The sequence below is a fragment of the Paenibacillus sp. FSL R5-0623 genome, assembly GCF_037974265.1.
Classification (GTDB): Bacteria; Bacillota; Bacilli; order Paenibacillales; family Paenibacillaceae; genus Paenibacillus.
In genome coordinates this window covers 3,536,372-3,558,439 of the sequence record NZ_CP150233.1, presented here as the reverse complement: position 1 = coordinate 3,558,439, position 22,068 = coordinate 3,536,372, and the positions used below count along the sequence as shown (strand labels likewise).

At 43.9% G+C, this 22,068-nt stretch carries 16 protein-coding genes; 5 read left to right on the top strand and 11 right to left on the bottom strand.

The features are described 5' to 3' along the window. Positions 1-10: 10 nt before the first annotated feature. Genes MKY92_RS15570 through MKY92_RS15560 form a run of 3 tightly spaced genes read right to left on the bottom strand, consistent with a single transcriptional unit; the run spans position 11 to position 6,281 of the window. Positions 11-4,459 carry a carbohydrate binding domain-containing protein gene (locus tag MKY92_RS15570; protein ID WP_339296792.1) on the bottom strand — a complete coding sequence of 1,483 codons (4,449 nt, stop codon included), beginning with the start codon at positions 4,457-4,459 and terminating at the stop codon, positions 11-13. A gap of 43 nt (positions 4,460-4,502) precedes the next feature. Continuing rightward, complete coding sequence (locus MKY92_RS15565; protein WP_017688354.1) at positions 4,503-5,381, bottom strand: carbohydrate ABC transporter permease; 879 nt, start codon at positions 5,379-5,381, stop codon at positions 4,503-4,505. 15 nt (positions 5,382-5,396) lie between these two features. Beyond that, complete coding sequence (locus tag MKY92_RS15560) at positions 5,397-6,281, bottom strand: ABC transporter permease subunit (protein ID WP_339301805.1); 885 nt, start codon at positions 6,279-6,281, stop codon at positions 5,397-5,399. 212 nt (positions 6,282-6,493) lie between these two features. Here MKY92_RS15560 and MKY92_RS15555 point away from each other — a divergent pair, with 212 nt between their 5' ends. Together MKY92_RS15555 and MKY92_RS15550 are read left to right on the top strand one after the other, a co-directional pair. After that, on the top strand, positions 6,494-8,203 hold the full coding sequence (locus MKY92_RS15555; protein WP_339296791.1) for a histidine kinase: 1,710 nt from the start codon (positions 6,494-6,496) through the stop codon (positions 8,201-8,203). Positions 8,204-8,214: 11 nt separating this feature from the next. After that, positions 8,215-9,855, top strand: coding sequence for a response regulator (locus MKY92_RS15550; protein ID WP_339296790.1), 1,641 nt, complete (start codon positions 8,215-8,217; stop codon positions 9,853-9,855). A 153-nt stretch (positions 9,856-10,008) separates the two neighbouring features. On the opposite strand, the gene MKY92_RS15545 is transcribed toward MKY92_RS15550, so the two are convergent. Then, complete coding sequence (locus MKY92_RS15545) at positions 10,009-11,694, bottom strand: extracellular solute-binding protein (protein ID WP_339296789.1); 1,686 nt, start codon at positions 11,692-11,694, stop codon at positions 10,009-10,011. Positions 11,695-11,882: 188 nt separating this feature from the next. Then, positions 11,883-12,596: a glycoside hydrolase family 16 protein gene (locus MKY92_RS15540; RefSeq protein ID WP_339301804.1), complete on the bottom strand. Its 714-nt coding sequence runs from the start codon at positions 12,594-12,596 to the stop codon at positions 11,883-11,885. A gap of 316 nt (positions 12,597-12,912) precedes the next feature. Between MKY92_RS15540 and MKY92_RS15535 the strand changes: the two genes are divergently transcribed. After that, entirely contained in the window at positions 12,913-13,869 is a 957-nt protein-coding gene (locus MKY92_RS15535; protein ID WP_339296788.1) for an IS30 family transposase, read from the top strand. A gap of 116 nt (positions 13,870-13,985) precedes the next feature. On the opposite strand, the gene MKY92_RS15530 is transcribed toward MKY92_RS15535, so the two are convergent. The 4 genes from MKY92_RS15530 to MKY92_RS15515 form a co-directional block, all read right to left on the bottom strand. After that, complete coding sequence (locus MKY92_RS15530) at positions 13,986-14,690, bottom strand: ankyrin repeat domain-containing protein (protein ID WP_339296787.1); 705 nt, start codon at positions 14,688-14,690, stop codon at positions 13,986-13,988. A 10-nt stretch (positions 14,691-14,700) separates the two neighbouring features. After that, on the bottom strand, positions 14,701-16,209 hold the full coding sequence (locus MKY92_RS15525) for an S-layer homology domain-containing protein (RefSeq protein ID WP_339296786.1): 1,509 nt from the start codon (positions 16,207-16,209) through the stop codon (positions 14,701-14,703). 119 nt (positions 16,210-16,328) lie between these two features. After that, on the bottom strand, positions 16,329-17,021 hold the full coding sequence (locus tag MKY92_RS15520; RefSeq protein WP_339296785.1) for a response regulator transcription factor: 693 nt from the start codon (positions 17,019-17,021) through the stop codon (positions 16,329-16,331). A gap of 18 nt (positions 17,022-17,039) precedes the next feature. Further along, complete coding sequence (locus MKY92_RS15515) at positions 17,040-18,497, bottom strand: HAMP domain-containing sensor histidine kinase (protein WP_339296784.1); 1,458 nt, start codon at positions 18,495-18,497, stop codon at positions 17,040-17,042. A gap of 202 nt (positions 18,498-18,699) precedes the next feature. Here MKY92_RS15515 and MKY92_RS15510 point away from each other — a divergent pair, with 202 nt between their 5' ends. After that, complete coding sequence (locus MKY92_RS15510) at positions 18,700-19,527, top strand: AraC family transcriptional regulator (protein WP_339296783.1); 828 nt, start codon at positions 18,700-18,702, stop codon at positions 19,525-19,527. A 78-nt stretch (positions 19,528-19,605) separates the two neighbouring features. Continuing rightward, positions 19,606-19,944: a cupin domain-containing protein gene (locus MKY92_RS15505; RefSeq protein WP_339296782.1), complete on the top strand. Its 339-nt coding sequence runs from the start codon at positions 19,606-19,608 to the stop codon at positions 19,942-19,944. A 131-nt stretch (positions 19,945-20,075) separates the two neighbouring features. Here MKY92_RS15505 and MKY92_RS15500 read toward each other — a convergent pair whose 3' ends face one another. Beyond that, positions 20,076-21,212: a choline esterase gene (locus MKY92_RS15500; RefSeq protein ID WP_339296781.1), complete on the bottom strand. Its 1,137-nt coding sequence runs from the start codon at positions 21,210-21,212 to the stop codon at positions 20,076-20,078. Beyond that, a complete protein-coding gene (locus MKY92_RS15495; protein ID WP_339296780.1) occupies positions 21,209-21,868 on the bottom strand; it encodes a TetR/AcrR family transcriptional regulator in 660 nt (219 codons plus the stop codon). The genes MKY92_RS15500 and MKY92_RS15495 overlap by 4 nt, the downstream gene beginning before the upstream one ends. Between the last annotated feature and the right edge of the window lie 200 nt (positions 21,869-22,068).

The window sequence follows — 22,068 nt, the reverse complement described above, 5'->3', positions numbered from 1 at the left end:
AATTCAGAAGTTAATTGGCAGGACCCAGATTAATCAAGCTGACCTTGGATAATGAGACGGTTGTGTTGCCATCTTGCTCACCATCAATGTTACCCAGATCAAATGAAATTCGAGTATTCGCATAGCTGTCTTCTGTTGCATCAAATGTAAACGTGAACTCCTGTTCTTCTGGAGTCAAATCAACTCGTGTCCCAAAGAAACCATGCCATTCATAGTTGGCAGCTGCATCAACCCATCCAATCCCCAAACCCAATTTTCTGGACTTCTCCGCTTTGGCTTTAAACGTTAATTTATATTTAAAATCTTGCTGTATGCCGAATCCTTCATTGATGACTTGGCGATCCCATGGATGCTGGCCTGCATGACCAATCTTGGCTTGAAGCTGTTGATTGCTAACTTGCATCTCAAGGTCCGCTGCATTACCATCCGCGTGGGTAAACCAACCTTCCTTACCTTTGGAGAAGTCTCCATTGGGAATAAGGTTAACATGAGCTGGCTGACCTCCTTGATCTGCATTCGGATTAACTTCATATAACTGGACGTTATTGATGTGAATCGAGTGTTCACTTGTAGAGAGCGGATATCCTATTCCAAATGCTAGCATAGCTGCCGAATCGGAGCTATCCCCCATAGTGAAGGTGTAAGTATACGACTTTTGATCCGTAGTTAATTCCACTTCTTCTTCAAAATACTTCACAAAATCCCCTGTATTCTGAGAAAGAACCGCTTGCATGGATTTAGGACTTGAAGCAAATGCCTCGAAGGTAAGTCGGTACGTTTTGTTTGCATCAAGTTTGATCTGACCTTGTTGTAACAAAGCATCCCACCAATGTTCACTTGTACCAGGCAATTTAATCGTTAATCCTGCGCCCTCGTCATGTGAGGCTGTCAGATCATTAGGAATTAGCTCCCAATGATTCAGATCAGCTGTTAGCTCACTGTTCTGAATTTTGTTTTGTGAAATATCCACCCAACGTGTATTATAATCTGCTCCTTCAAAATTCACATAATAGGGTTTGCCTGCTGTCAAGTTGACCCCTGGGAAATACACCGTTTGATATGCTTGCCATCCACCCGTGTCTCCGAGACTCAGGTCTGATTGTGCAACGGTTGTACCGTGTTCATCCTGAATGCTGAACTGAACCTTGGAATCACTTTTTCCACTGGCCATTCGGGCAGACAGAACATATACTCCGTCGTGAGCTACATCGATTTTATATTGCAGCAGATCTCCCTGATCCATGTAACTGACATGTTTTCCTCCTTCTACGGAGTCCTCCAGTTGTAAGCCCTGCATCATCCAGGCTTCGGTTGCCGGTACATGTGCGTAGCCATTCACTGACAGAGGTTTGCCGCGTTTCGTCAGACGAACATTGTCCACATATACCTTACCTTCAGAACTGCCAAATAACAGTCTTAGCTCGGATTGTGCGATTGATGCTCCATCTCCAATGATGATTTCTCCGGTGAATGTTTTCATTTCTTGGTTCAAGGAGAGGTTTTGTCCTTGATGAACCTGTACCGTATGCCCATTACTGCTGACAACATCAATATCGATGCTTCGCGTTGTATCTGCCTTGGCATCTAAGGAGAAACCATACGTTGTATTCGCTTCCAGTTTCAAATCCGGTTGGTTTACCGAAACTTGCTGTGGGTCACCATTCGTTTGAGTAACATCAACAACCAGTTGACGCTCCATAATTGGGAATTTCGAAAAGTTATTTACACTTATATTGGCTGCCGCACTGTCCTGAATGCTGCTTGACCAGAATCCCAGACGCTCCTTGCCTTGATCGAATGTGCCATTGTAAATAAAGTTGCCATCAGGTAGCACGTTTCGTTCGACAGTTAACGGATCAGCTTCACCCACCTCGATCAGTCTGACATTGGCAAACCAAACGGTTGTATCATCCAGCCCCAGATTAAATTCGAATCTGGCATTGTTATCCGATCCATCCCGCATATTAAAGGTATAATCATAGGTTTGCCAATCTGTCGTGAGTGCAAAGGTGTTATCACCCGAATAATTCGTCCAGCTTTTTTCAAATTGGTTCAGTTTGGACATGATTGTACGGTTAGCAGATGCTTTCGCATCAAATTGTATCTTGTACTTTTTATTTTTCTTGATGTACATCGGCATCTGAGTGAGTTGAACCGAGTAGTTTTCAGTACCCGATGCATCAATGGTAACTTCTGCTGCTTTCCCTTTCTGCTCATCCGTTATAACTTTGACACTGCCAGCTCCATCAGCATTTGTGATGAATTTCCACTGAAGAGGCGCTCCATTGTCTGTAGACCCTTCCGAAAAACGATCATTGTAGATTTGATTGCCATCGGCTTGTGGTTCCCGCTGTTGCGCAGGCTCGATGGGATTTGTTGTTACATCAGGCCATGTGTCTAGATTTTTGTAAGAATATACTCGCACAAAATCAATATTCATCTTTTCGGAAGTAAAGTTGCTTTCAGGTGAGCCTGGCCAGTCTCCTCCAACTGCCAGATTCAGAATCAGATAGAATGGACGATCAAATGGTGCAGGGAACGTATAATACTCGGGCTGGCCCGCGGCCTTCGTTTGCCAGTTGGTCACTTCATGATGCAGCTTTCCATCCACATAGAAACGAATCATACCCGGCAACCATTCCACCTGGAAATCATGATAATCGTCAGCGAAAGTTTCTCCCTTCGGAAGGGTAAGGCTTCCCTGATCATGTCCATGGGAACCGTCAGGCTTCACACTGTCATAATGCAATGTACTATATACCTTGTTATTACTCTCTTTGCCACCAATTAGCTCCATAATATCGATTTCTCCAGAGGCAGGCCATCCACCATAATGCGCTTCATCTGTTGGCATCATCCATATGGCAGGCCACATGCCTTTTTCGATCGGAAGATTCGCACGTACAACTACTTTACCGTAGGTCCAGTCGCCTTTTCCCATGGAGATCAGTTTGCCAGAGCTGTAATCCTTACCATTTTTCGGACCCTTTTTTGCTTCAATTTGCAACACGCTTCGATTCTGATCTTTCGTAATGCGAGTGTTATCCGGGCTGTAATATTGCATTTCATTGTTATAAACGAGTCCTGTATCCTGCACGGTCCATTTGGAAGAATCAATCGAAGGTCCGTTAAACTCATCATTCCAGACCAGCTCCCATTGCTCATGCGGAATCGTTGTTGCAGGAACCGGTTTTTCGCCCGCCGGATTGCTTGGTGTTGATGGTGATTGTCCATCTGGAGAAGATGGTGTGGGTGTGATTGTCACATTGGTTGGACCACCAGGCTGCGATGAAACAGGTTGTTGGGCTTCACCCACCATGGATGTGCGCAATCCTTGTTTTACTTTCTCTCCGTTGATCACAACATCATCGGCATCTACACTCAATTTTTGGATCGTACCTTTGGTATCTATTCGAGACTGACTCGCTTCTGCATGGATATTCATGGAATCAATCAGGCTGTTTGAAGAGATCTCCAGAATGGATCTCTGCATTACATGCATCTCCTGAATGTTGCTTTCTTCCGTAATGGCTACTCTGACGGGCTCCCCACGTTTGTCAACGACTACTCGCTTCAGCTTGGAGTTGTTAATGTTGATGGAATGACTGCCTCCGCCTTTAATGATGACACTTCCTGTAACAGTTACGCCCTGAAGAACAACAGATCCCTCGCCTATGCCTTCTGCCAGCAGCAGATTTCCATTAACAATCATATTTTTCAACGTGATATCCGTTGATTTAATAATCAAGTTGCCATCTACCCGAGACTCATATGTTCCAGGAGTGCTTTTTACATCTGCAATCATCGCCGACAACATTGTTGCCGTCTCTGCTCGTGTAATCGGGGATTTGGGATTTAATTTACCCTGGAAACCTTTAAGAATATTTTCGTTCACCATATAGGTAAGCGCTTTCTTTGCGTAACTGGATATATCATCTGCATCCTGAAATTTCAATTGTTCACTATCTTCATTTGTAACCGTTGAAAGTTGAAAAGCTCGATCTACCATAACCGCTGCATCTTGGCGTGTAATCGGTTGTTGCGGTGACAGATGCTCACGGTCTGTCCCTTCGATGATACCAGAACCATTCGCTCGTACCATGACGTCATAGTACCAGTCGTCTGAAGTCATATCCACATATGAGCCAGTCGCCGCATTACCGGTGAAACCAAAGGCCCGATCCAGAATCATGACGAATTCAGCTCGGCTAATGACCTGACTGGGCTTGAATGTACCGTCTGTATAACCTTTCAATAAATTCAAGTCTTGCAACCTTGTAACTGCAGATTGTGACCAATGCCCGGTCAGGTCTGTATAGGGAACAGAGAAGTGCAGGCTTTTCGCCTGCACATTTCCCACCTCCGCTTGACCCTGTACACTTTCTGCTCCAGCAGTTGCTGGATAAACGAGAGAAGCCATTAAACTCCATGCCACCATACATGCCAGTCCTTTTCTCATCCTTCTTCCTCCCTCAGCTCAGTTATCCTTGCATTTGCATAGCCTATTCCTTGACTGCTCCAATAACGATCCCCTTAACGAAGAAACGTTGTAAAAACGGGTATACCATCAGGATCGGAAGCGCGCCGATAAAGATCTGTGCTGCGCGTACGGTTCGCTGCGAGATATTCTCCAACATGGAAGGATCGACGTTGATTTTGCTGAGATCTTGCTGAACGATAATGGTCTGTAATAGAGAAGCAAGTGGATAATTTTTAATATCAGACATATAGATCATGCCGTCGAACCAGGAGTTCCACTGATACACCATCGTAAATAAGGACAAGGTTGCGATAGCTGGAAGTGAAAGCGGTACGTAGACCAGAATCAACGTTTTGATATGACCTGCTCCATCCAAATAAGCTGCTTCCTCAAGTTCTTTGGGCAGACCGCGGAAGAAGTTCATCATGAGAATAACGTTCCACACGGACAGTGCGCCAGGCAGAATAAGTGCCCAGATTGTATTCATCAAGCCAAGCTTTTGGATCAGAATGTAACTTGGAATCAAACCGCCGCTGAACAAAATGGTAAATACGAAAAACCACGTATATAAGGAGCGACCTTTAAAACTGATATCTTCCTTCGACAACGGAAATGCGGTTAAGAGCATGATGACCATACCAATGATCGTCGCAATTACAGTCCGTTTAAGTGATACGATCAAGGAGTTGATGAAGTTTGAATTCCCGAATGTTTTCACATAGGCGTCGGTTGTGAACCCGATGGGCCAGAAGGTAACCAGGTTTGATGATGCTGGCGCCATACTGCTGAATGAAACAGCCAATATATGAATAATTGGTAAAATGCAGAGTATCGATAATATCCCAAGAAAAGTATAGTTAGCGATGCTGAATATGCGGTATCCTTTTGTTTTATAATACAAGCCCTTTTCTCCTCTCTAGAAAACTCGATAATTAGCTAGTTTGTAAGCCATTCTGTAAGATATAACAATTAAAATGGTAGCAACCACAGATTTGAACAATCCTACTGCTGTGGCAAAACTCATCTTCCCGTTCAGAATCCCGAGTCGATATACAAAGGTGTCAATGATGTCGCCTTTGTCATACACAAGCGGATTGTACAAGTTGAATACCTGATCAAAACCGGCGTTCAGGATATTGCCGATAGAGAGTGTCATCAGTACGATTGTAATCGGCATTAATGCCGGAATCGTAATGTGCAGCGTCTGTTTAAATCGGTTGGCCCCATCCACCTCGGCAGCCTCGTAGAGTGCAGGATTAATTCCTGAGAGAGAAGCCAGAAATACGATCGTACCAAAACCAAATTCTTTCCACACATCACTGAGGATCAGCGTTACTCGGAACCATGTACCGTCTCCCAGGAAGAAGATCGGTTCTCCTCCAAAGGCTTCGACAAGCTGGTTAACCATGCCACCCTGAGGAGACAGGATATCGAGCAGAATACCACCGAGAATAACCCATGATAGGAAATGCGGTAGATACACAAGCGTTTGACTTACTCTTTTGAATGCCGTCAAGCGTACTTCATTGAGCAAAATGGCAAACAGGAATGGAGCGAACAGTCCTGCGATGATTTTGAAAAATGCAATGACCAGCGTGTTCCAGATCACCTGACCTACGTCCGGATATAAGAATAAGTATCGAAAATTGTCCCAACCCACCCATTTGGATTCAGAAAATCCCAAGTATGGTTTGAAATCCTGAAAAGCAATTACAATGCCACCCATCGGTATGTACTGAAACACCAGTGCCAGCAATACAGCTGGAATGAGCATCATATGCAAGGTCCAGTTCCGTTGCATATTCCAGCGCTGTTTAACCCTGGTGGAGCGCCGTTTATGCGGCGTTTCTAACGTATGTTCCTTCACTCCTGCATCCCCCATGTTCTAAATTTTGTATTTTACAAGTCATCGTGAACTTGTATATTAAAATTATAGCAATGGAAATTTGTGATCTATATCCTAATATTGCAACAACGATATCAATATTTTAATAAGATTAAGGAGGTTGGACTTTGTTCACACGCTTGAATGTCTTTACCAAAATTACACTGTTGTTTGTGATGCTGCTTATTCTGGTGCTGTTTCTCTATACATACTCGAACCGGGAAAGCGTGCGTGTTATCGAACACGAGATTCAGAACAATACGATGAATCATCTCTCAACATTTGCTGATTCAGTAGAATCCAACATTTACCAACTGTCATTGTATGGGATGTCTATTGGGCAAGATTCGAGTATTCAGGAATATCAACGTCCCGACTACAAGGACATTCCCTATGAACGTGTGAAAGTTGGAAGCGCCATTCTGGAAAAGATGAATCTGTACAACGCAGCAAGCAAATGGCATTCGACCATCACACTATACTTCCCAAGGATGCAAAAAGTGATATCAACGGATTATTATGCTTACATTCCGTACAGGGATGATGAATTTAAGGAGCCTCTCTCGCAGTCCTGGACCTATGCCGACAATCAGTTTATCTGGTACACTACCGATCCAACGACAGCGATGGCGAGACCTGGCAAAGCCAGATTGATTACCAAAATCAGTTTTCCAGTTCATCACTTAACTGCACTTCTTAATCAAAACAAGTTAAATAATAAAGGTGATCCGTTCATGTTCCATCCCGTTTATGGATTAATCAGCAATAGTTCTGGAAAGGAAACCTTGAACGCGATCCTGCCTTCTCTGAAAGGAGCAAAACTGCAAGCCAGCGGTGGATTCAGTACCACGTTGAACAAAACGGAATATTACGTCTCTTACATTCAATCCAAGAGCCTCGGCTGGTATTATGTTGACTATGTGCCTATGCAGCAAATTTTGAAACCGATTACGAGCAGCCGGAATCTCTTTTACGCTTCAATTGCCGTTCTGATCGTGATGAGCGTTGTTGTATTATATACACTCTACCGAAGTGTGCAGCTTCCGCTCTTACAGTTGGTGAAAGGGACAAATCGCTTGTCCACCGGGGACTTTTCCGTTCGGCTTCATCATTCTGCACGCAATGAGTTCAGCTTGTTATTTGCACGTTTCAACATCATGGCACAACGAATTCAGGAATTAATCGAGAATGTATATGAGGAGAAATTAAGAAGTCGGGAAGCCACGCTCAAACAGTTGCAGTCGCAGATTAATCCACATTTTCTATATAACTGTCTGTTCTATATCAAGAACATGGCCCGAATGAAAAATGAGAAGGCCGTGGTAGCCATGGCACTGAATCTGGGGGAGTATTACCGATACATAACCAGGTCCGAAAAGGATCAAGCCACGCTTCGTGAAGAGCTGACAATGGTCAAAAATTATTTGGAAATCCAGTCACTTCGTCTGGAACGAATGCATTTTACAATCGACGTGCCCCATGATATTTTAGATAAAACAGTTCCCAGACTAACCCTCCAGCCTATTATTGAGAACGCTATTATTCATGGTCTGGAGCCCAAATCGGTAGATGGTGAGATTAAAATCTATGCGGACTGCGAGGATGATGTGTACACGATTATCGTGGAGGACAGCGGGCTTGGCATGTCTGAGAAACAGCTTGATCATCTGAGAGATAATCTTCTTAACCCGCTGGATGAGAATATGGGATGTGGTACATGGAATGTCCATCAGCGTTTATCTTTTCTGTACGGTGAAGGATCTGGACTATTCTATGACCATTCTTCAATGGGTGGGATTAAAGTTAACATCACATGGCACGACAATACAGACAAGTAGGTGAAAGACCCATGCTGGAAATATTACTAGTGGACGATGAACGTTCTGTCGTGGAAACGCTGGCAGAGACCATTCCGTGGGAAAGCTGCGGGATCGGTACAGTTCATGAAGCCTTATCCGGTGCAGTAGCGCTGGAAATTATGGACAATCACGACATTGACATTGTAATTACGGATATACGTATGCCCGAAATGTCAGGCATTGCACTGATTACAGTGATTCATGAAAAGTGGCCGCATGTGCAGACGATTCTGTTATCAGGTCACGCGGACTTTGAATATGCGAAACAGGCCATTGCGCAGGAAAGCTTTGATTACTTGCTGAAACCCGTTAGTGATGAAGATCTGATCGAATCCGTGCAACGTCTTGTTCATCGAATTAAAGAAAAGTGGGAAACCGCAGCATCTCATCAAAGAGCCTTACACGCGTTTCAGGATCATCTGCCATTGCTTCAATCCACGATGCTGCATGAGTTGCTGACTGGAAAAGTCTATGATCAGAAGACGCTGGCAGACAAGCTTGATCTGCTGGAGCTTCCCTACTCCGTAGGAGAGGATCTCGGCATGCTGATTATTCGTATGGAGAAACATCTATCCGATATGGCGCACGGCGACCTGGCCCTAATGGAATATGCAATATGTAACATCATAAGTGAAGTGATGCATAATCATTTTCATATCTGGCATACACGTGACGTGCACGATTACATTGTTGTTCTGGTGAGCATGAAGCATCCACCAACGATGAGTTACAGCAGGAGCGAGACGCCTCAGACATTGCTTGAGCAGTATGCTGCCCAGATTCAAACCAATGTTCAGTTATACCTGAAAGGTGCAATCTCCATTTCCGTCTCCAGTTGGGGCAAGTTTCCCCATGAAATTGGAGAACTCTATGAGCGAACAGTTATGTCCATGCGTAAACGAATGGGTCAGGTGCAAGGTTTGTTTGTCACCGCTTCCGATGAAACGGATGCCAATCCTCTACATACGATTAGGTCGCTGTATCAGCCACCAACGTTGATTAGCCTGCTCGAAGCTGGTCGCTTTGAGGATGTGGAACAGAAAATCGAGCACATATTTGAGGAACTGTTGCATTCCAATGAACATCATGATATTGCCGAGTCAACCTTCGAGGTGTATTTTGCTATTGCGGGTGCATTTGCGTACATCATTCATAAAAATGGCAAACAAATCTCTTCTTTAATTCCAGCAGAGTCCTATCGTTACTTTCAAGCTCCCAGTTACTCCACAGCGCAGCAGCTACAGGACTGGTCCGTGCGTACACTTCATTACATACGAGATGATGCTGAACAAGAGCTTAGAGACAATCACAGCACTATTGTGCGCAGCGTCAAAAGTTTCGTCGACCTTCATCTAGCTGGAGATGTATCGCTGCCTGCAATTGCCGACCATGTGCATCTGCATCCAGTGTACTTGTCCAAGGTATACAAAGCGGAGACAGGTGAAGCACTTACTGCCTATGTGTACCGATTAAGAATGGAGAAAGCAGCCTATCATTTGCGAACATCAACCGCCAAAGTGTTTGAGATTGCAGAACTTGTCGGTTACAACAATACCGCATATTTCATTCGAGTTTTCAAGAAATTTTATGATCTTACACCGCAGGAATATCGGGAAAATCTGCCGGTTTAAGAGAGTACTCAGGCCAGACTTGACGTTCTAGTAATCTCTCCGGTTTCCCCTTCTATATCGAATACAAAAAGGCATTGCCGGAGATCTCTCCTGCAATGCCTTTTTGGTGCTTATGTGGCCGGGATGAATCAATTCAGCCAGCCCTGCGTCATCCTACTTTCCGCTTTTCACGGAATCATACCACTCGTTAACTTCTTTTGTAATCTGATCTCCACCTGAAGACTTCCACTTCTCAACAAATGAGTCGAACGCATCAACAGAGGTTTTGCCATATACAATTTGAGAGAAGGTGTCTTTCTCCATCTTTGTCAAAATGTCATTGTTCATCTGCATTGTCATTGAAGGTGCACCGGTAAACATCTGATTGAACACGATATCTTTTTGATCCAAAACAATCTTGGCTGCATCAAGCATAGGTACTGGTACACCTGATTTGATTTTTTTCTCAAACGGTGTAGTTGCTTCTTCACCGCTTGCCAGCTTGGCAAGTGTTGTCATACTTAGATTGGGAATACGCGCTCCATCAAAAGTCAAAGTGTACTTCTCGGGAGCATAACCACCCGTAAGACTTGCATCAGTTGATGGTTTCCCATCTACCATAACCCAATCGTATCCTTCCGCAAATCCATGCTCAAACTCATCGCCCTCTTTAGGATTCGCATAGTGATCAAAGAGATAGTTCTGATAGGTGAAAAAGGCTTCCGGATTTTTCATGTCTTTGTTAATTAGAACTACGCCATTTCCGTTTGACGTACCATGTCTTCCTGCTTGACCATTTGGACCGGAAGGAATTGGATACGCTTTATATTCAGCCTCAGGATTGTTTTTCTTCACATCCTCCAGCGGCCAGGATGGCATCCAGTGAGGACCGACCACAATACCTGCTTTTCCAGCAGTAAATTCTTCAGCTGCTTTTGTCTCGTCATACACGCCAGCTTCTTCCGGGATATACCCTTTGCTCATCCAGCTCTGTAATTTGGCCAAAGCCTGTTTGGCACCAGGTGTAACGGAACCGTATTCAAGTTTTCCATCTGCCGTCAGATTCCATTGGTTTGGCATTGTACCATAAGCGCCAAATACCCACCCAGCTTCAGACATCCATGTGTTCAGCCAGTTTTTGAAGCCAATGGTGAGTCCGTAAGTATCCTGCTTCCCATTGCCATCCGGATCTTGATTCGTAAACGTTTCCATAATGACTTCAAGATCATCTATAGTTTTAGGTGCTTCCAGATTGAACTTCTTCATCCAGTCTTCACGGATCCACATGACAGGATCACCATTATAGGAATAGTCCAGAATCGGAATACCGATCTTTTTGCCATCTTGCATGTAAGGATACCATACGGAAGGATCTTCGTTTACGGCTGCTTTCCATGTGTCGCTGGCATATTTGTCAAACAATTCGCCCGCATCGACAAATTTTCCGGACTCAATCAATTCACGCACCAGATTGAATTCGCCGCGATACGAAATAATGTCTGGCATGTCCGCATTGGAAGCCAGTGACAGGCGCAGTTTCGTTTCAAATGCATTATTGGTAGAAGGAGATATCCACTGGTTTTTCAACTCAATCCCGAGTTTCTCCTTGGCCCATTTGGTATGGACGTTGTTATCCTGATCCTCGCCTGGCTTAAACTTCACGTCTGGACCCCATGGTCGTAAATACGTAATGGACACTGGTGGATCATACTTCCCATTTTTGAGCTCCAACGTTGTCGCTGGTGTACTCGATTCTGTTTTCTTGTCGCTACCGCTGCTGCACCCACTCAAGGCTGCAGATAGGGCCAATACACCGATCATGACCAAACTGCCTACTCGTCTCTTTTTACTTGTGTCCAACTTCGTTCCCCCAGTCTATGTAATGTTGCTTACAGGTTAATCATAATGAATGTTTGATATTTATGCCCATACTAATATTGCAACATTTATTGCATTAATTTAGGATATTGGATATTGAATACATATATTAAATAAATACAATTCCAGAATATAGAAAAAAGCAGCCGCTAACGGCTGCTTCAGTCTGCTTAATTACTCGTATATTTGACCCAATCGTACTCTGCATAGAGCGGATTGGCACCGTTATAAGGGCCGAGCCAGCTATCTACACCCGTTCCATTCCAGAGGTTCATCATGATTTTTCCGGGAGTTTTAGGAATATTGTTGGTTGCCGTATGTTTCAATACACCATCAACATACCATTTGATATGTCCCGGCTGCCAGTCAAATGCGTACGTATGGAAACCTTGGGATGCATCAAAACCTAGATTGATAATCTTCTCATGATTACCAACCCCATTGGTATAATAATTAAACTGCACTTTGGTTGTGTCTTTTCCTAAAAATTCGATATCAATCTCATCCCATTGGGTGCCATGTGCAGGGCCTGTGTATGTGAAAAATGAGGAAACTACACCTGTGTTCTTGGCAGGTTTCATACTGACTTCATACAAGCCGTACCCATACGTATTCGTGGAACGGTACTCTCCGCAATCAAACTTGTTCTGTGCAGAGCTGGTCAAACCAAGCTTAAGCTTGCCGTCACTTGTAAAATTAACATTGTTAGCCCTCCACGTACAGTTAAACATGCTCCCATTGGAATACCCATCTGCTTTTTGCCACGTACTTGCGTTAAAATAGGTTAGAGGTTCCCAGAACACATAACCCGCGAAAGCGCTTACCGAAAAAAATAAAGAGATGACACCAGTTACCGCCAAAGTATACCAAGACTTCCTCTTCATCATACACCTCCATGAATGATTCCAACATGTACAATCAGCACATTAATAGATAGCGCTTACATGGTTGGTATTTCCATTTTATCCGGAAGTATAGTGGTACACTATAGCAAACTTTAAAGCAGAGATATTCAATTTTTAAGATCCTCGTATCTGATTATGACAGGCTAAGACTATGCCACTTTGATAAACGTAAGATTGATTTAGACAGATTGTAATATGAAGTGCGACACCTACTGGAAATAAAAAAATGGCTCATAGCCTGATTCGTGTAGAATGAAAGTTACCACACAAGCATTCACACAAGGAGAATCAGTCCATGAGTTATTCACATCTTAGCATAATCGAACGCAGCAAGCTAGAAATCCTCCACAGCCAAGGCCAAAGTTCGAGAGCCATTGCAAAAGAACTGGGGAGGCATCCGTCGACGATTTGTCGTGAGTTAGATCGTGTTGCTGCATCGCAACCCTATCAGGCAGAACACGCTCAAAACGCTTATGAGGAGCGTCGTAAGGCTTCTGTCTCCCTAGGTAAATGGTCAGAAGCCTTGGCTGCTTCCTTGGAGAAGAAGCTTCAGGCGACGTGGTCTCCAGAACAAATCACTGAACGTTTCCGCATGGAAGGCCTGCCAACCGTCACCTTCAAAACCATCTATCGCTGGATCTACACGGGGCGCTTGGTTCAAGGCGTATTACAGATTCTTCGGCACAAAGGGAAGCGTCAAAAACCCGCAGAAACTCGTGGTAAATTTGCCATTGGTCGATCCATTTCGGATCGTCCCAAAGAGGTACGTTCCCGTGAAACGTTTGGGCACTGGGAACTGGATACCGTCGTATCGGGCCGTGGGAAAAGTAAAGGCTGCGTGGCCACGTTGATTGAACGTAAAACACGCCTATATACCGCTGTTCTCATGCCCGACCGTACCGCGTTGTCGATGGAGATTGCACTCGGTGTAGCCATCTCACAGTACCCTACAGGGACCTTTCTCACAGCCACGGCTGACCGAGGAAAGGAGTTTGCATGTTATGCCAGTTTGGAAACCACGCATAACCTACACGTTTTTTTTGCTGATCCGTATTCCTCTTGGCAACGCGGTTCCAACGAGAATGCGAATGGCTTACTACGAGAGTTCCACCCCAAAGGTACAGATTTCGCTCAAGTGGAGGATGAAGAACTCGCACACTCACTCGATCTAATGAATCACAGACCACGAAAATGCTTGGGTTGGAAGACGGCTCACGAATCTTTCACAGAGGAACTGTCGCACTTGGTTTGACAATCCGTCTTTAATAAAACGCCTGCCCTTCAACTTAGAAGGAATTAGGCGCTTCATGAATAGCATTTTTACATGGATCTCAACATTTTGTTAAATTTATTTACCCTGAATCATTTCTATTCCGCTCCAGCCCGTACCAACATTTCTTCAATTTCCTTAAAGCCTTTATTCTTCGCATGACTGAGCGGTGATACCCCATCACGATCCGGTATGTTCACGTCTGCTCCATGATCAATGAGTAATTGTATCGTCTCCTGCTGTTGAGCATTGCCATCGTTAAGAATGATCGCTTCGAGTAGTGCTGTCCATCCCAATTGATTCACATGGTCCACATCCACCGAAGTTTGAGTGAGTAGTTCTTGCACTACATCCACATATCCATGCTCCGAAGCTGGAATAAGTGCTGTCCCTCCATATCGATTCGTTATCGCTGGGTCCGCTCCCGCCTCGATTGTCAGCTTCAAAATATCCAAGTATCCTTCAGCGCCAGCATACAGAAACGGGGTATTCTTCATATCGTCTTGTATATTCACATCTGCCCCCGCTTCAATTAATACGTTAGCCGATGTTAGATCATTATTGTAGGTTGCAATCATTGTAGCCGTTCGTCCACTCTGATCTTGAGCATTGATATTGGCGCCCGCTTGAATCATTTGTTCGATGCGTTCAGTATCGCTGTCCTCTACTGCCTTGAACAGCTGTTCATCTGCTGAAGTCATAGCCTTTTCCTCCACGTTGGAGTCGTTTCTCATTTCAGGCACGCAGCCTTGAACGATCAACATACTGCTTATCAGGACAACGATGATCAGCGATTTACTCATACTGCCTCCTTTACTCCAGTGTCAAGGTGACCGAAGAAGCGATACTCCAATCCCCAACTGGGTTTATTGTATACGTAGTACCCGGGGTCAACTTCCCATCATTCGTAAGGTCGAATACACCCGTCGCACCTTTTCGACTTGAATATTTATAAGTGGCCGTCAGAACATCCCCGCTAGGTGAAGTTAACGTTACACTTCGACCAGAGAACAGTTCATCCCCAGGGTCCTGGTCAAGCGTAACTTCAATGGAGGTTTCGCTGACTGCTTGAGCACTTGCAACCTCCAGCGCATCAAACGATTTCGCAGTGAATGAAGCATTTTCGATGTTGGCCCAATCCGAAGAAACCGTATAAGTGACACCTGATTTCAGCGTTTGTCCTTCAGGCAAACGGAACTTCGGTTCTTGTTTACCATCTGTGGATTGTGTAAACGGAACGTATCTGGCAACGATAGGCTCGCCACCTTCTGGCGTAATTACAACTTGTCTTGCTTGCATGGAAGAGATGATTTGAACCGTTTTTCCTCCTGCTTGCTCTTGATCATTAAGCACAAATGCATTAGCTCCTCGACCACCGCTGTAAGCCGAAATGATGTAACCGTAATCCACTATACCGTTCTCTTGCAATGCTTCAATCTCGAATGTATCATTCGTTACTTGACTAGCCGTTGTCATGTTTATTTTCGTGCCAATGCCTTCAAAGGAACCAGCGTCTTGGCCTTTGTAAGTCAGGTTGTACACTTCACCAGCATCTTGTACGGACGTTGGAACGATGTAAGTCGCGATTGACCCTGTTTTTAAACGGGGCATATTGGTTAACGTCAACCCGCCACTAAACGCAAAGTCCGTTTGTGCCTTGGCAAAAGCCTCATCCGCCGCTGTCAGCGGCTTGTCGAACGTGACAATTAACGTAATGGCGTTCAGCGATCGAACGCTCTCAATTTGAGCTTGCTCCGAAGGAATAGCTTGGTATGCGGTTTGCAACAACACTGCTGTTTCGCCACGCGTTGCTGAACCGTTCTCGGAGTAGAACTCGCTCATCCAATGGTGAACGGACTTTACATCACGTTGCATCGCTTTGGATACGACCTGTTCGAGTTCAGCATCCGACACTTGAGTTTGCGGATTGAATTGTCCATCATTTGTTTGCATGATGCCGAGTTCAACAAGCTTTGAAGCATATGGTGCATACCATGCATTGGAATTGACATCTGTTAGTTCTACGGTTTCTCCCGTCTTGCTCTCCAAATTAAACGTTTTGAAAACCAATGAAGCTAACTCCGCACGGGTAATCGCTCTATGTTCACCCATGGATTGATCTGCATATCCGTTCATGATTCCCAAGCTATTCAGATCCTTGATAGCAGTTTCAATCTGTTGTTGGGTAAGCTGTGCGGTTGTTGCTGCAATGTTAGTAACGTATGTAGCTGCATGTACTTGATTCGCAGTTAGCGGGAATACTGCTGTACCTAATGCAGTTATGGTTAAAAAAGTAGCGATTTTGCGGGTTGTAGAATTCATAGTTGAATTCCTCCTCTATAGGTTGTAGTTGCCTGTATCTATAGAATAGAGGACAAAAAGAAACTCCCAAGGACAAAGTTATTAACAAAATATAAACTGGCTCTAAATTTTCACGAAACTTATGCAGTAAACCGGTAGCCTGCGCCCCAGACGGTCTCAATATACTCCGGATTTTTGGGGTCTGTCTCCAGCTTCCCACGCAGTTTGCGAATATGGACGGTTACCGTTGCAATGTCTCCGGTGGAATCCATGCCCCAGATCCGCTCGAACAGATCAGATTTGCTGAATACACGATTGGGATGACTCGCAAGAAATACAAGTAACTCGAATTCCTTGGTTGTAATCGCCACCTCTTCTCCATTAACAAAAACGCGGCGTGATCCTTTGTCAATGTGAAGCCCTCGAATGTGGATTTCATCCTGCTTAGCTGGTTTGTTTTTGCCAAGTAGTCTCTCATATCGGGTCAAATGAGCCTTTGCTCGTGCAACCAATTCACTTGGGCTGAACGGTTTTGTAATAAAGTCATCCACTCCCAGATTAAATGTCCTGATCTTATCGATTTCTTCCTTTTTCGCGGAAACGACAAGGATGGGGACCTCTTTTACCTCGCGAATGCGCCTGCAACATTCGAAGCCGTCCAGTCCCGGAAGCATCAGATCAACAATGATCAGATTATAGTCCCCTTCCAATGCCTGCTTCAGACCTTCATCTCCAGTATGGCAGAGATCCACGGAAAATCCGTTGAGCTCAAAATAATCCCGTTCCAGTTCCGCAATCGTTGTTTCATCTTCAATGATCAAAATGTTTGCCATTACTTATTAATCCCTCTTTTAATTCAGCCGTTTCAGTTTGATATATATACTCGTGCCATCATTGGGCTGGCTTTCAGCCCAGATGAAGCCCCCATGTCCATCAATGATTTGGCGGGCAATTGCCAGTCCAAGTCCACTTCCGCCCGTTGAGGAATTGCGGGATTGTTCTGCACGATAGAAGCGTTCAAATATATAAGGCAGTGCCTCTTCAGGTATTCCCCTGCCATTATCTTTAAAGCCCATCGTAATCCATTTCTCATCCGCTTGAAGTGTAATCTCGAATCGTTTATGTTCATTTTCCATGTATTTGAGTGCGTTATCCACCACATTAACAACGGTACGTTTTAACTTCTCCGGATCCACAGCAGCCATGGCTTGACCAGACACCTGGTTATTCCACTCTAAGGCAACGCCTTTGTCCTCCAGATCATATCTCAGCTCTTCAATGCTATCTTCAAGGAAATCAGCGAGATCAACTGTTTTGAACAGGAAAGGTTCTTGGTTCAAGTCGAGCTTAGAATACAAAAACAGTTCATCCACCAGCTTATCCATGCTAACTGCTTTGGAATGAATGATATTAACGTAACTCTCCATTTTCTCCGGAGTATTAGCCACGCCGTCACGGATACCCTCAATGTACCCTTTGATATTAGTAATCGGCGTACGGAGATCATGCGAAATGTTGGAGATGAGCTCTTTGCGATTCACTTCGTCCTGCTCTCGTAATGCATAGGAGAGCTGTAATTGATTCCGCATGCTCTCAAACGCTTCGCTGAGTTGACCAACCTCGTCATTGGAGTTTAGCTGAAGTTTAAAGGATAGATTGCCATCCTTAATATGTTCGGCTGAACTTCGTAGTTGATTCAAGGGTTTAATGAAGCTGCGCGTGATCCAGCGGAACAAGAGTAGATTTGCAATGATGAGGACACCAATAAGCAGAAATGACATCACAGGCAGCAACTTGCGAGTAAGCTCCGCAAAGGGGCTTCTCTCACGAATGACAAAGATACTCCCCCGTTCCCCATCCGAATATTGAAAATCAAATTTTGCATACGCGTAAAATCGCTCACCAATATTGAAGGTGCTCCGAATCTGATAATTGTTAAGATCATAGGCAGGCAGTGCTTGCTTCAGTTCTGGCTGGTTGAAAGTCAGCGATTCGAAGATCTGGCTATTCTCCCGTCTGACGTAGAGCCCCGACTTCTCGGCTCGAAGCTTCATGTCATATTCACGCAGCAAAACCTTGTTCTGCAGGTCGTCCGGGTCATTTTTGGCCAGAAACTTCATCTCTTGAAAGATCGATTCTCCCTGTTCAGTCAGGGGGTTGACCTGATAATGTACCTTGTAGATATCACGGAAACTTTGTAGATCCCCTGTAGCCGCAATCGTATACAGACTTGCCGTAAGCAGGATGAACAGTAGACTTATAACAAGCATGCCCGTGAAGGACAGCAGCATTTTTATTCGAATTGACATGGGTTCCCCTTCTCAAACAAGCCATTGGATTAGTTAGTGCACATGTTAACACAAGATGGATTCTATTGCCCATATGTAAAAAAGAGCTTTCTTTTTCATTATATATGTTGACAGTGATAATCGTTATCAATAATGTTGGAGTAAGGTGCACAACGATTTATCTCAGAATCACCGGTAAACATGATTGAAATGAGGTAGTAATGTGAAAGTAGACGTTAATCAGTTAGCAGCACATTTTGCACATATTCCTTTTCAAGTAGAAGGAGTATATCGATATGCTAGAAATCCAGGGGTTCCCCAGGCTGATTATACCGATTCTTTTCCTGGATTTGTATTTCCTCTTACAGGAAAAATACAATTTCAATTTGATGGTACGCCCTATATCTTTTCACCAGGAAAAGTTGTACATGGGGGCGCGAAAATGAAACTGGATCAAACCGTGTTTCATAGAACGGACTGGGAATACATCCTCGTTTTATACCGGATATGTAGTTCGGACCTCGAAGAGACAAGCTTTTCCCATCAGCATTTTGAATTATCAACAGGTCAGTCTCCACGTCTGATCGAATTAATCACGCGTCTTTGGCATGTGTATAACCAGTGTGGAGGTATTTCAAAGTTTCAGACCGAGATGCTGTTTCGCGATGTACTGAATGAGACCTTAATATGTGTTGATCATAGGCAGAATAGTTGTGAATCAGATGTTTTATTCGAACGGGTCTCTACCTATATACAAGAATACTATGATCAAAGTCTGACTGTCGCATCGCTTGCAGAACAAAATAATGTTAATCGAAATCGACTTTCCTATGTGTTTAGAAGACATGCAGGTATGGGTCCAGCAGAATATGTATTGAAATATCGTATAAACATGGCACAGCAAATGTTATTGGCAAGTGATGTATCTGTACAACAGATTGCTGAGAGCGTTGGCATTGCTGACCCCTTTTATTTTAGCAGAGTGTTTAAGAAACAATGTGGTATCTCTCCTACGGAGTATCGTCTGAAGTTCATCAATAATCCATCCTGATTTCAATAGGCATCCATGTTATACCAAAGCTTTATCAGTATACTGAACATATAGGATTAATACACAGGAGGAATGACGATGCACTATCAAGCTATTCAATTGAATGAGGAATTTTCGAAATTAAACGATCTTTGGTCTCCGAAACTCATTGGTGAAATGAATGACTATCAATTTAAGATCGTTAAGATTGCTGGAGATTTTGAGTGGCATGTTCATGAGGAGACTGATAAGTTATTTTTTGTGCTCGAAGGAGAAATGGTAATTGATTTTCGTGATGGACAAGTGAAGATTTCCAAGGGTGAGATGTATATTGTGCCTAAAGGAGTCGAGATCAAGCCTTCCGCTGAAAAGGAATGTCATATCATGTTAATGGAGCCTGGAGGCGAAGTAAACATTGGCGGGACTAAGACTGAATAAGCGTCAGTTATTGGTACCAGGATGTCAATTTGCAATATCAGAGAGCCGATAACCGCGTAATAGGGGTTATCGGCTCTGCGTCTGTACGGCTAGCTCTTTGACATGCATTTATCAACAGTCTCTCGGTTATGTCACTTGTTGCTGGTCTTCCTGATCAATTCCACACCATCGTATGCCAGGCTTTCCACACTTGCTGCCTTCTGCAGTATGTAATGATCAAAAAAGTTCTTCGCATAGTCTGTAATAAGATTTCGCATCTCCATAGCATCCCGTTCGCCTCTGTGTTCCTCATTAACACTGGTAAACACGATGTCACAGTAATCCAAATGTGCAACACGATCAACTGAGTAATAATAGGTTTCCATGCTATTGTTAGCGCCAATAATCGCATTCATATTATAGTTAGGTTCACAAAACAGTAACAAGAAGGGTTTCTTAAGATCGCTGTCAAGAAGTCCAAACGCACCACTATCTAAGCCAATCCCGCAGGCGAACCGGTCGTCATCCCGGCAAACCATCGCCGTGGTAGGCCCTCCATAAGAATGTCCGACTATACCCATGCCGACGTCAAGCAACAGTCTGCCCTTAAAGATGGAATTCAGCTCTCCCGAGTCCAGTTTGTAAAGATAATCGGCTACATACCTTACATCTTCTGCCTGTGATTCACTATACTCTGTTAACTTGGAAAGGATCGGCAGTGCAAGCACCTTACGGCACATCTCAATGGCAGTTTCATCGTCAGGCTGCATCTCCATCTTACCAGCCAACGCCAGCATCTCCGGATTTTCACCAAAGCCTGTAATGACATCCGAAAAGTCCCTTGACACATTAAACAGGCGTCCATCTTTACGTTTATACATCGTGCTATTCTGATGGCCGATGCTTACCACAACATACCCCATGCTTGCCAAGTCTGTACAGAGCACTGTACCCCATTCTGGAGAACCGCCCCCGCCGCAAACATAGAATAACACTGGATAGCGCTTTTGCTTCCCGGAGAGAGCAAGGTCGTCATAACACTGGGTCTTGATATCTATAGAGAAAACATCCTTCAACGCAGTGACAAGTGGCTGCTCATTAAACATCTCGTAGACTTCAGGAAACATGTACGTTGATGTAGTCTTACCTTCGCTACTGTCGGACGGATAATACACAAAAGCGGTCAGTTCTCTTTTGGAGTCATCTGATGCCGCGTACTCAAAATCCATCTGGGTTCGACCGACAGTATAGGCGCCAATTGGTTCTGGAAATACGTCATAGGTTTTCATTTTCTTTCCCCCTTGAGATCGCTAACCACTTCAGAATATTTATGATCTTCAAGCAGCCCATGGCCCATAAATTCAGCAAAGTATTTGCTGATCTTATGTTGCAGCTTAGAGTCCTTAATATCGAATTCCCTAAAAAACAAGATTAAATTAAGCTGCATTGACTCAAACATAAAAGAAATCAGGTCGTCGTCAACATCCGGTCGGAGATATCCATCAACCCTCATTCGGCGTAAAATGTCCTTGATCATGGGGAATGACTCGCCCTTTAACACATTCACGTATACTTTCAGCAAAATGTCCTCAGGAATATATGAAAATGTTTTAGTCAGTTTGATTTCCAACTCATTCAGTGGCTCGGTCATCATGCCATTAACGTTACCAAATAAGCCAGTAAGGAAATAGCTGTAAAGGGAATCTTCATTACTGTTATTAAAATATGCAGCTCTTTTCTGGGTCACATTACGTATTAAGTGACAATAAAGGTCATCTTTGTCTTCAAAATACCGATAAAATGTTCCGGGATGCATGGACAAACTATCCAAAACCATCTTCATAGTTATATCCTCGTAAAGATTATCAACAAAAAGATGCATAGCGCTATTCGATATTTCCTCACGCCTTGTTTCGTCTAAACGAAAGAAAGTATTTTTTGGCATAGATTACTCCTTAATTTGAAGTGTGAACTGATTCACACTATATCGATAATATATTCACAAGTCAAGTCGTATTAAAATAGAGTGTTCACTCCATTCTCGCTATCATTCAGGCTGACCCGGAACAGCTTGAAACAAGAATTTGGTCCCTGATAACAAAAAAAGCCGCTAAAATAGCGACTTTTAATGGTACTATGTTTTTG

Coding starts and splice junctions, on each gene's coding strand:
- MKY92_RS15570 (WP_339296792.1), bottom strand. CDS start 4,459: ATGAGAAAAGGACTGGCATGTATGGTGGCATGGAGTTTAATGGCTTCT.
- MKY92_RS15560 (WP_339301805.1), bottom strand. CDS start 6,281: ATGCAACGGAACTGGACCTTGCATATGATGCTCATTCCAGCTGTATTG.
- MKY92_RS15550 (WP_339296790.1), top strand. CDS start 8,215: ATGCTGGAAATATTACTAGTGGACGATGAACGTTCTGTCGTGGAAACG.
- MKY92_RS15540 (WP_339301804.1), bottom strand. CDS start 12,596: ATGAAGAGGAAGTCTTGGTATACTTTGGCGGTAACTGGTGTCATCTCT.
- MKY92_RS15535 (WP_339296788.1), top strand. CDS start 12,913: ATGAGTTATTCACATCTTAGCATAATCGAACGCAGCAAGCTAGAAATC.
- MKY92_RS15530 (WP_339296787.1), bottom strand. CDS start 14,690: ATGAGTAAATCGCTGATCATCGTTGTCCTGATAAGCAGTATGTTGATC.
- MKY92_RS15525 (WP_339296786.1), bottom strand. CDS start 16,209: ATGAATTCTACAACCCGCAAAATCGCTACTTTTTTAACCATAACTGCA.
- MKY92_RS15520 (WP_339296785.1), bottom strand. CDS start 17,021: ATGGCAAACATTTTGATCATTGAAGATGAAACAACGATTGCGGAACTG.
- MKY92_RS15515 (WP_339296784.1), bottom strand. CDS start 18,497: ATGTCAATTCGAATAAAAATGCTGCTGTCCTTCACGGGCATGCTTGTT.
- MKY92_RS15505 (WP_339296782.1), top strand. CDS start 19,606: ATGCACTATCAAGCTATTCAATTGAATGAGGAATTTTCGAAATTAAAC.
- MKY92_RS15500 (WP_339296781.1), bottom strand. CDS start 21,212: ATGAAAACCTATGACGTATTTCCAGAACCAATTGGCGCCTATACTGTC.
- MKY92_RS15495 (WP_339296780.1), bottom strand. CDS start 21,868: ATGCCAAAAAATACTTTCTTTCGTTTAGACGAAACAAGGCGTGAGGAA.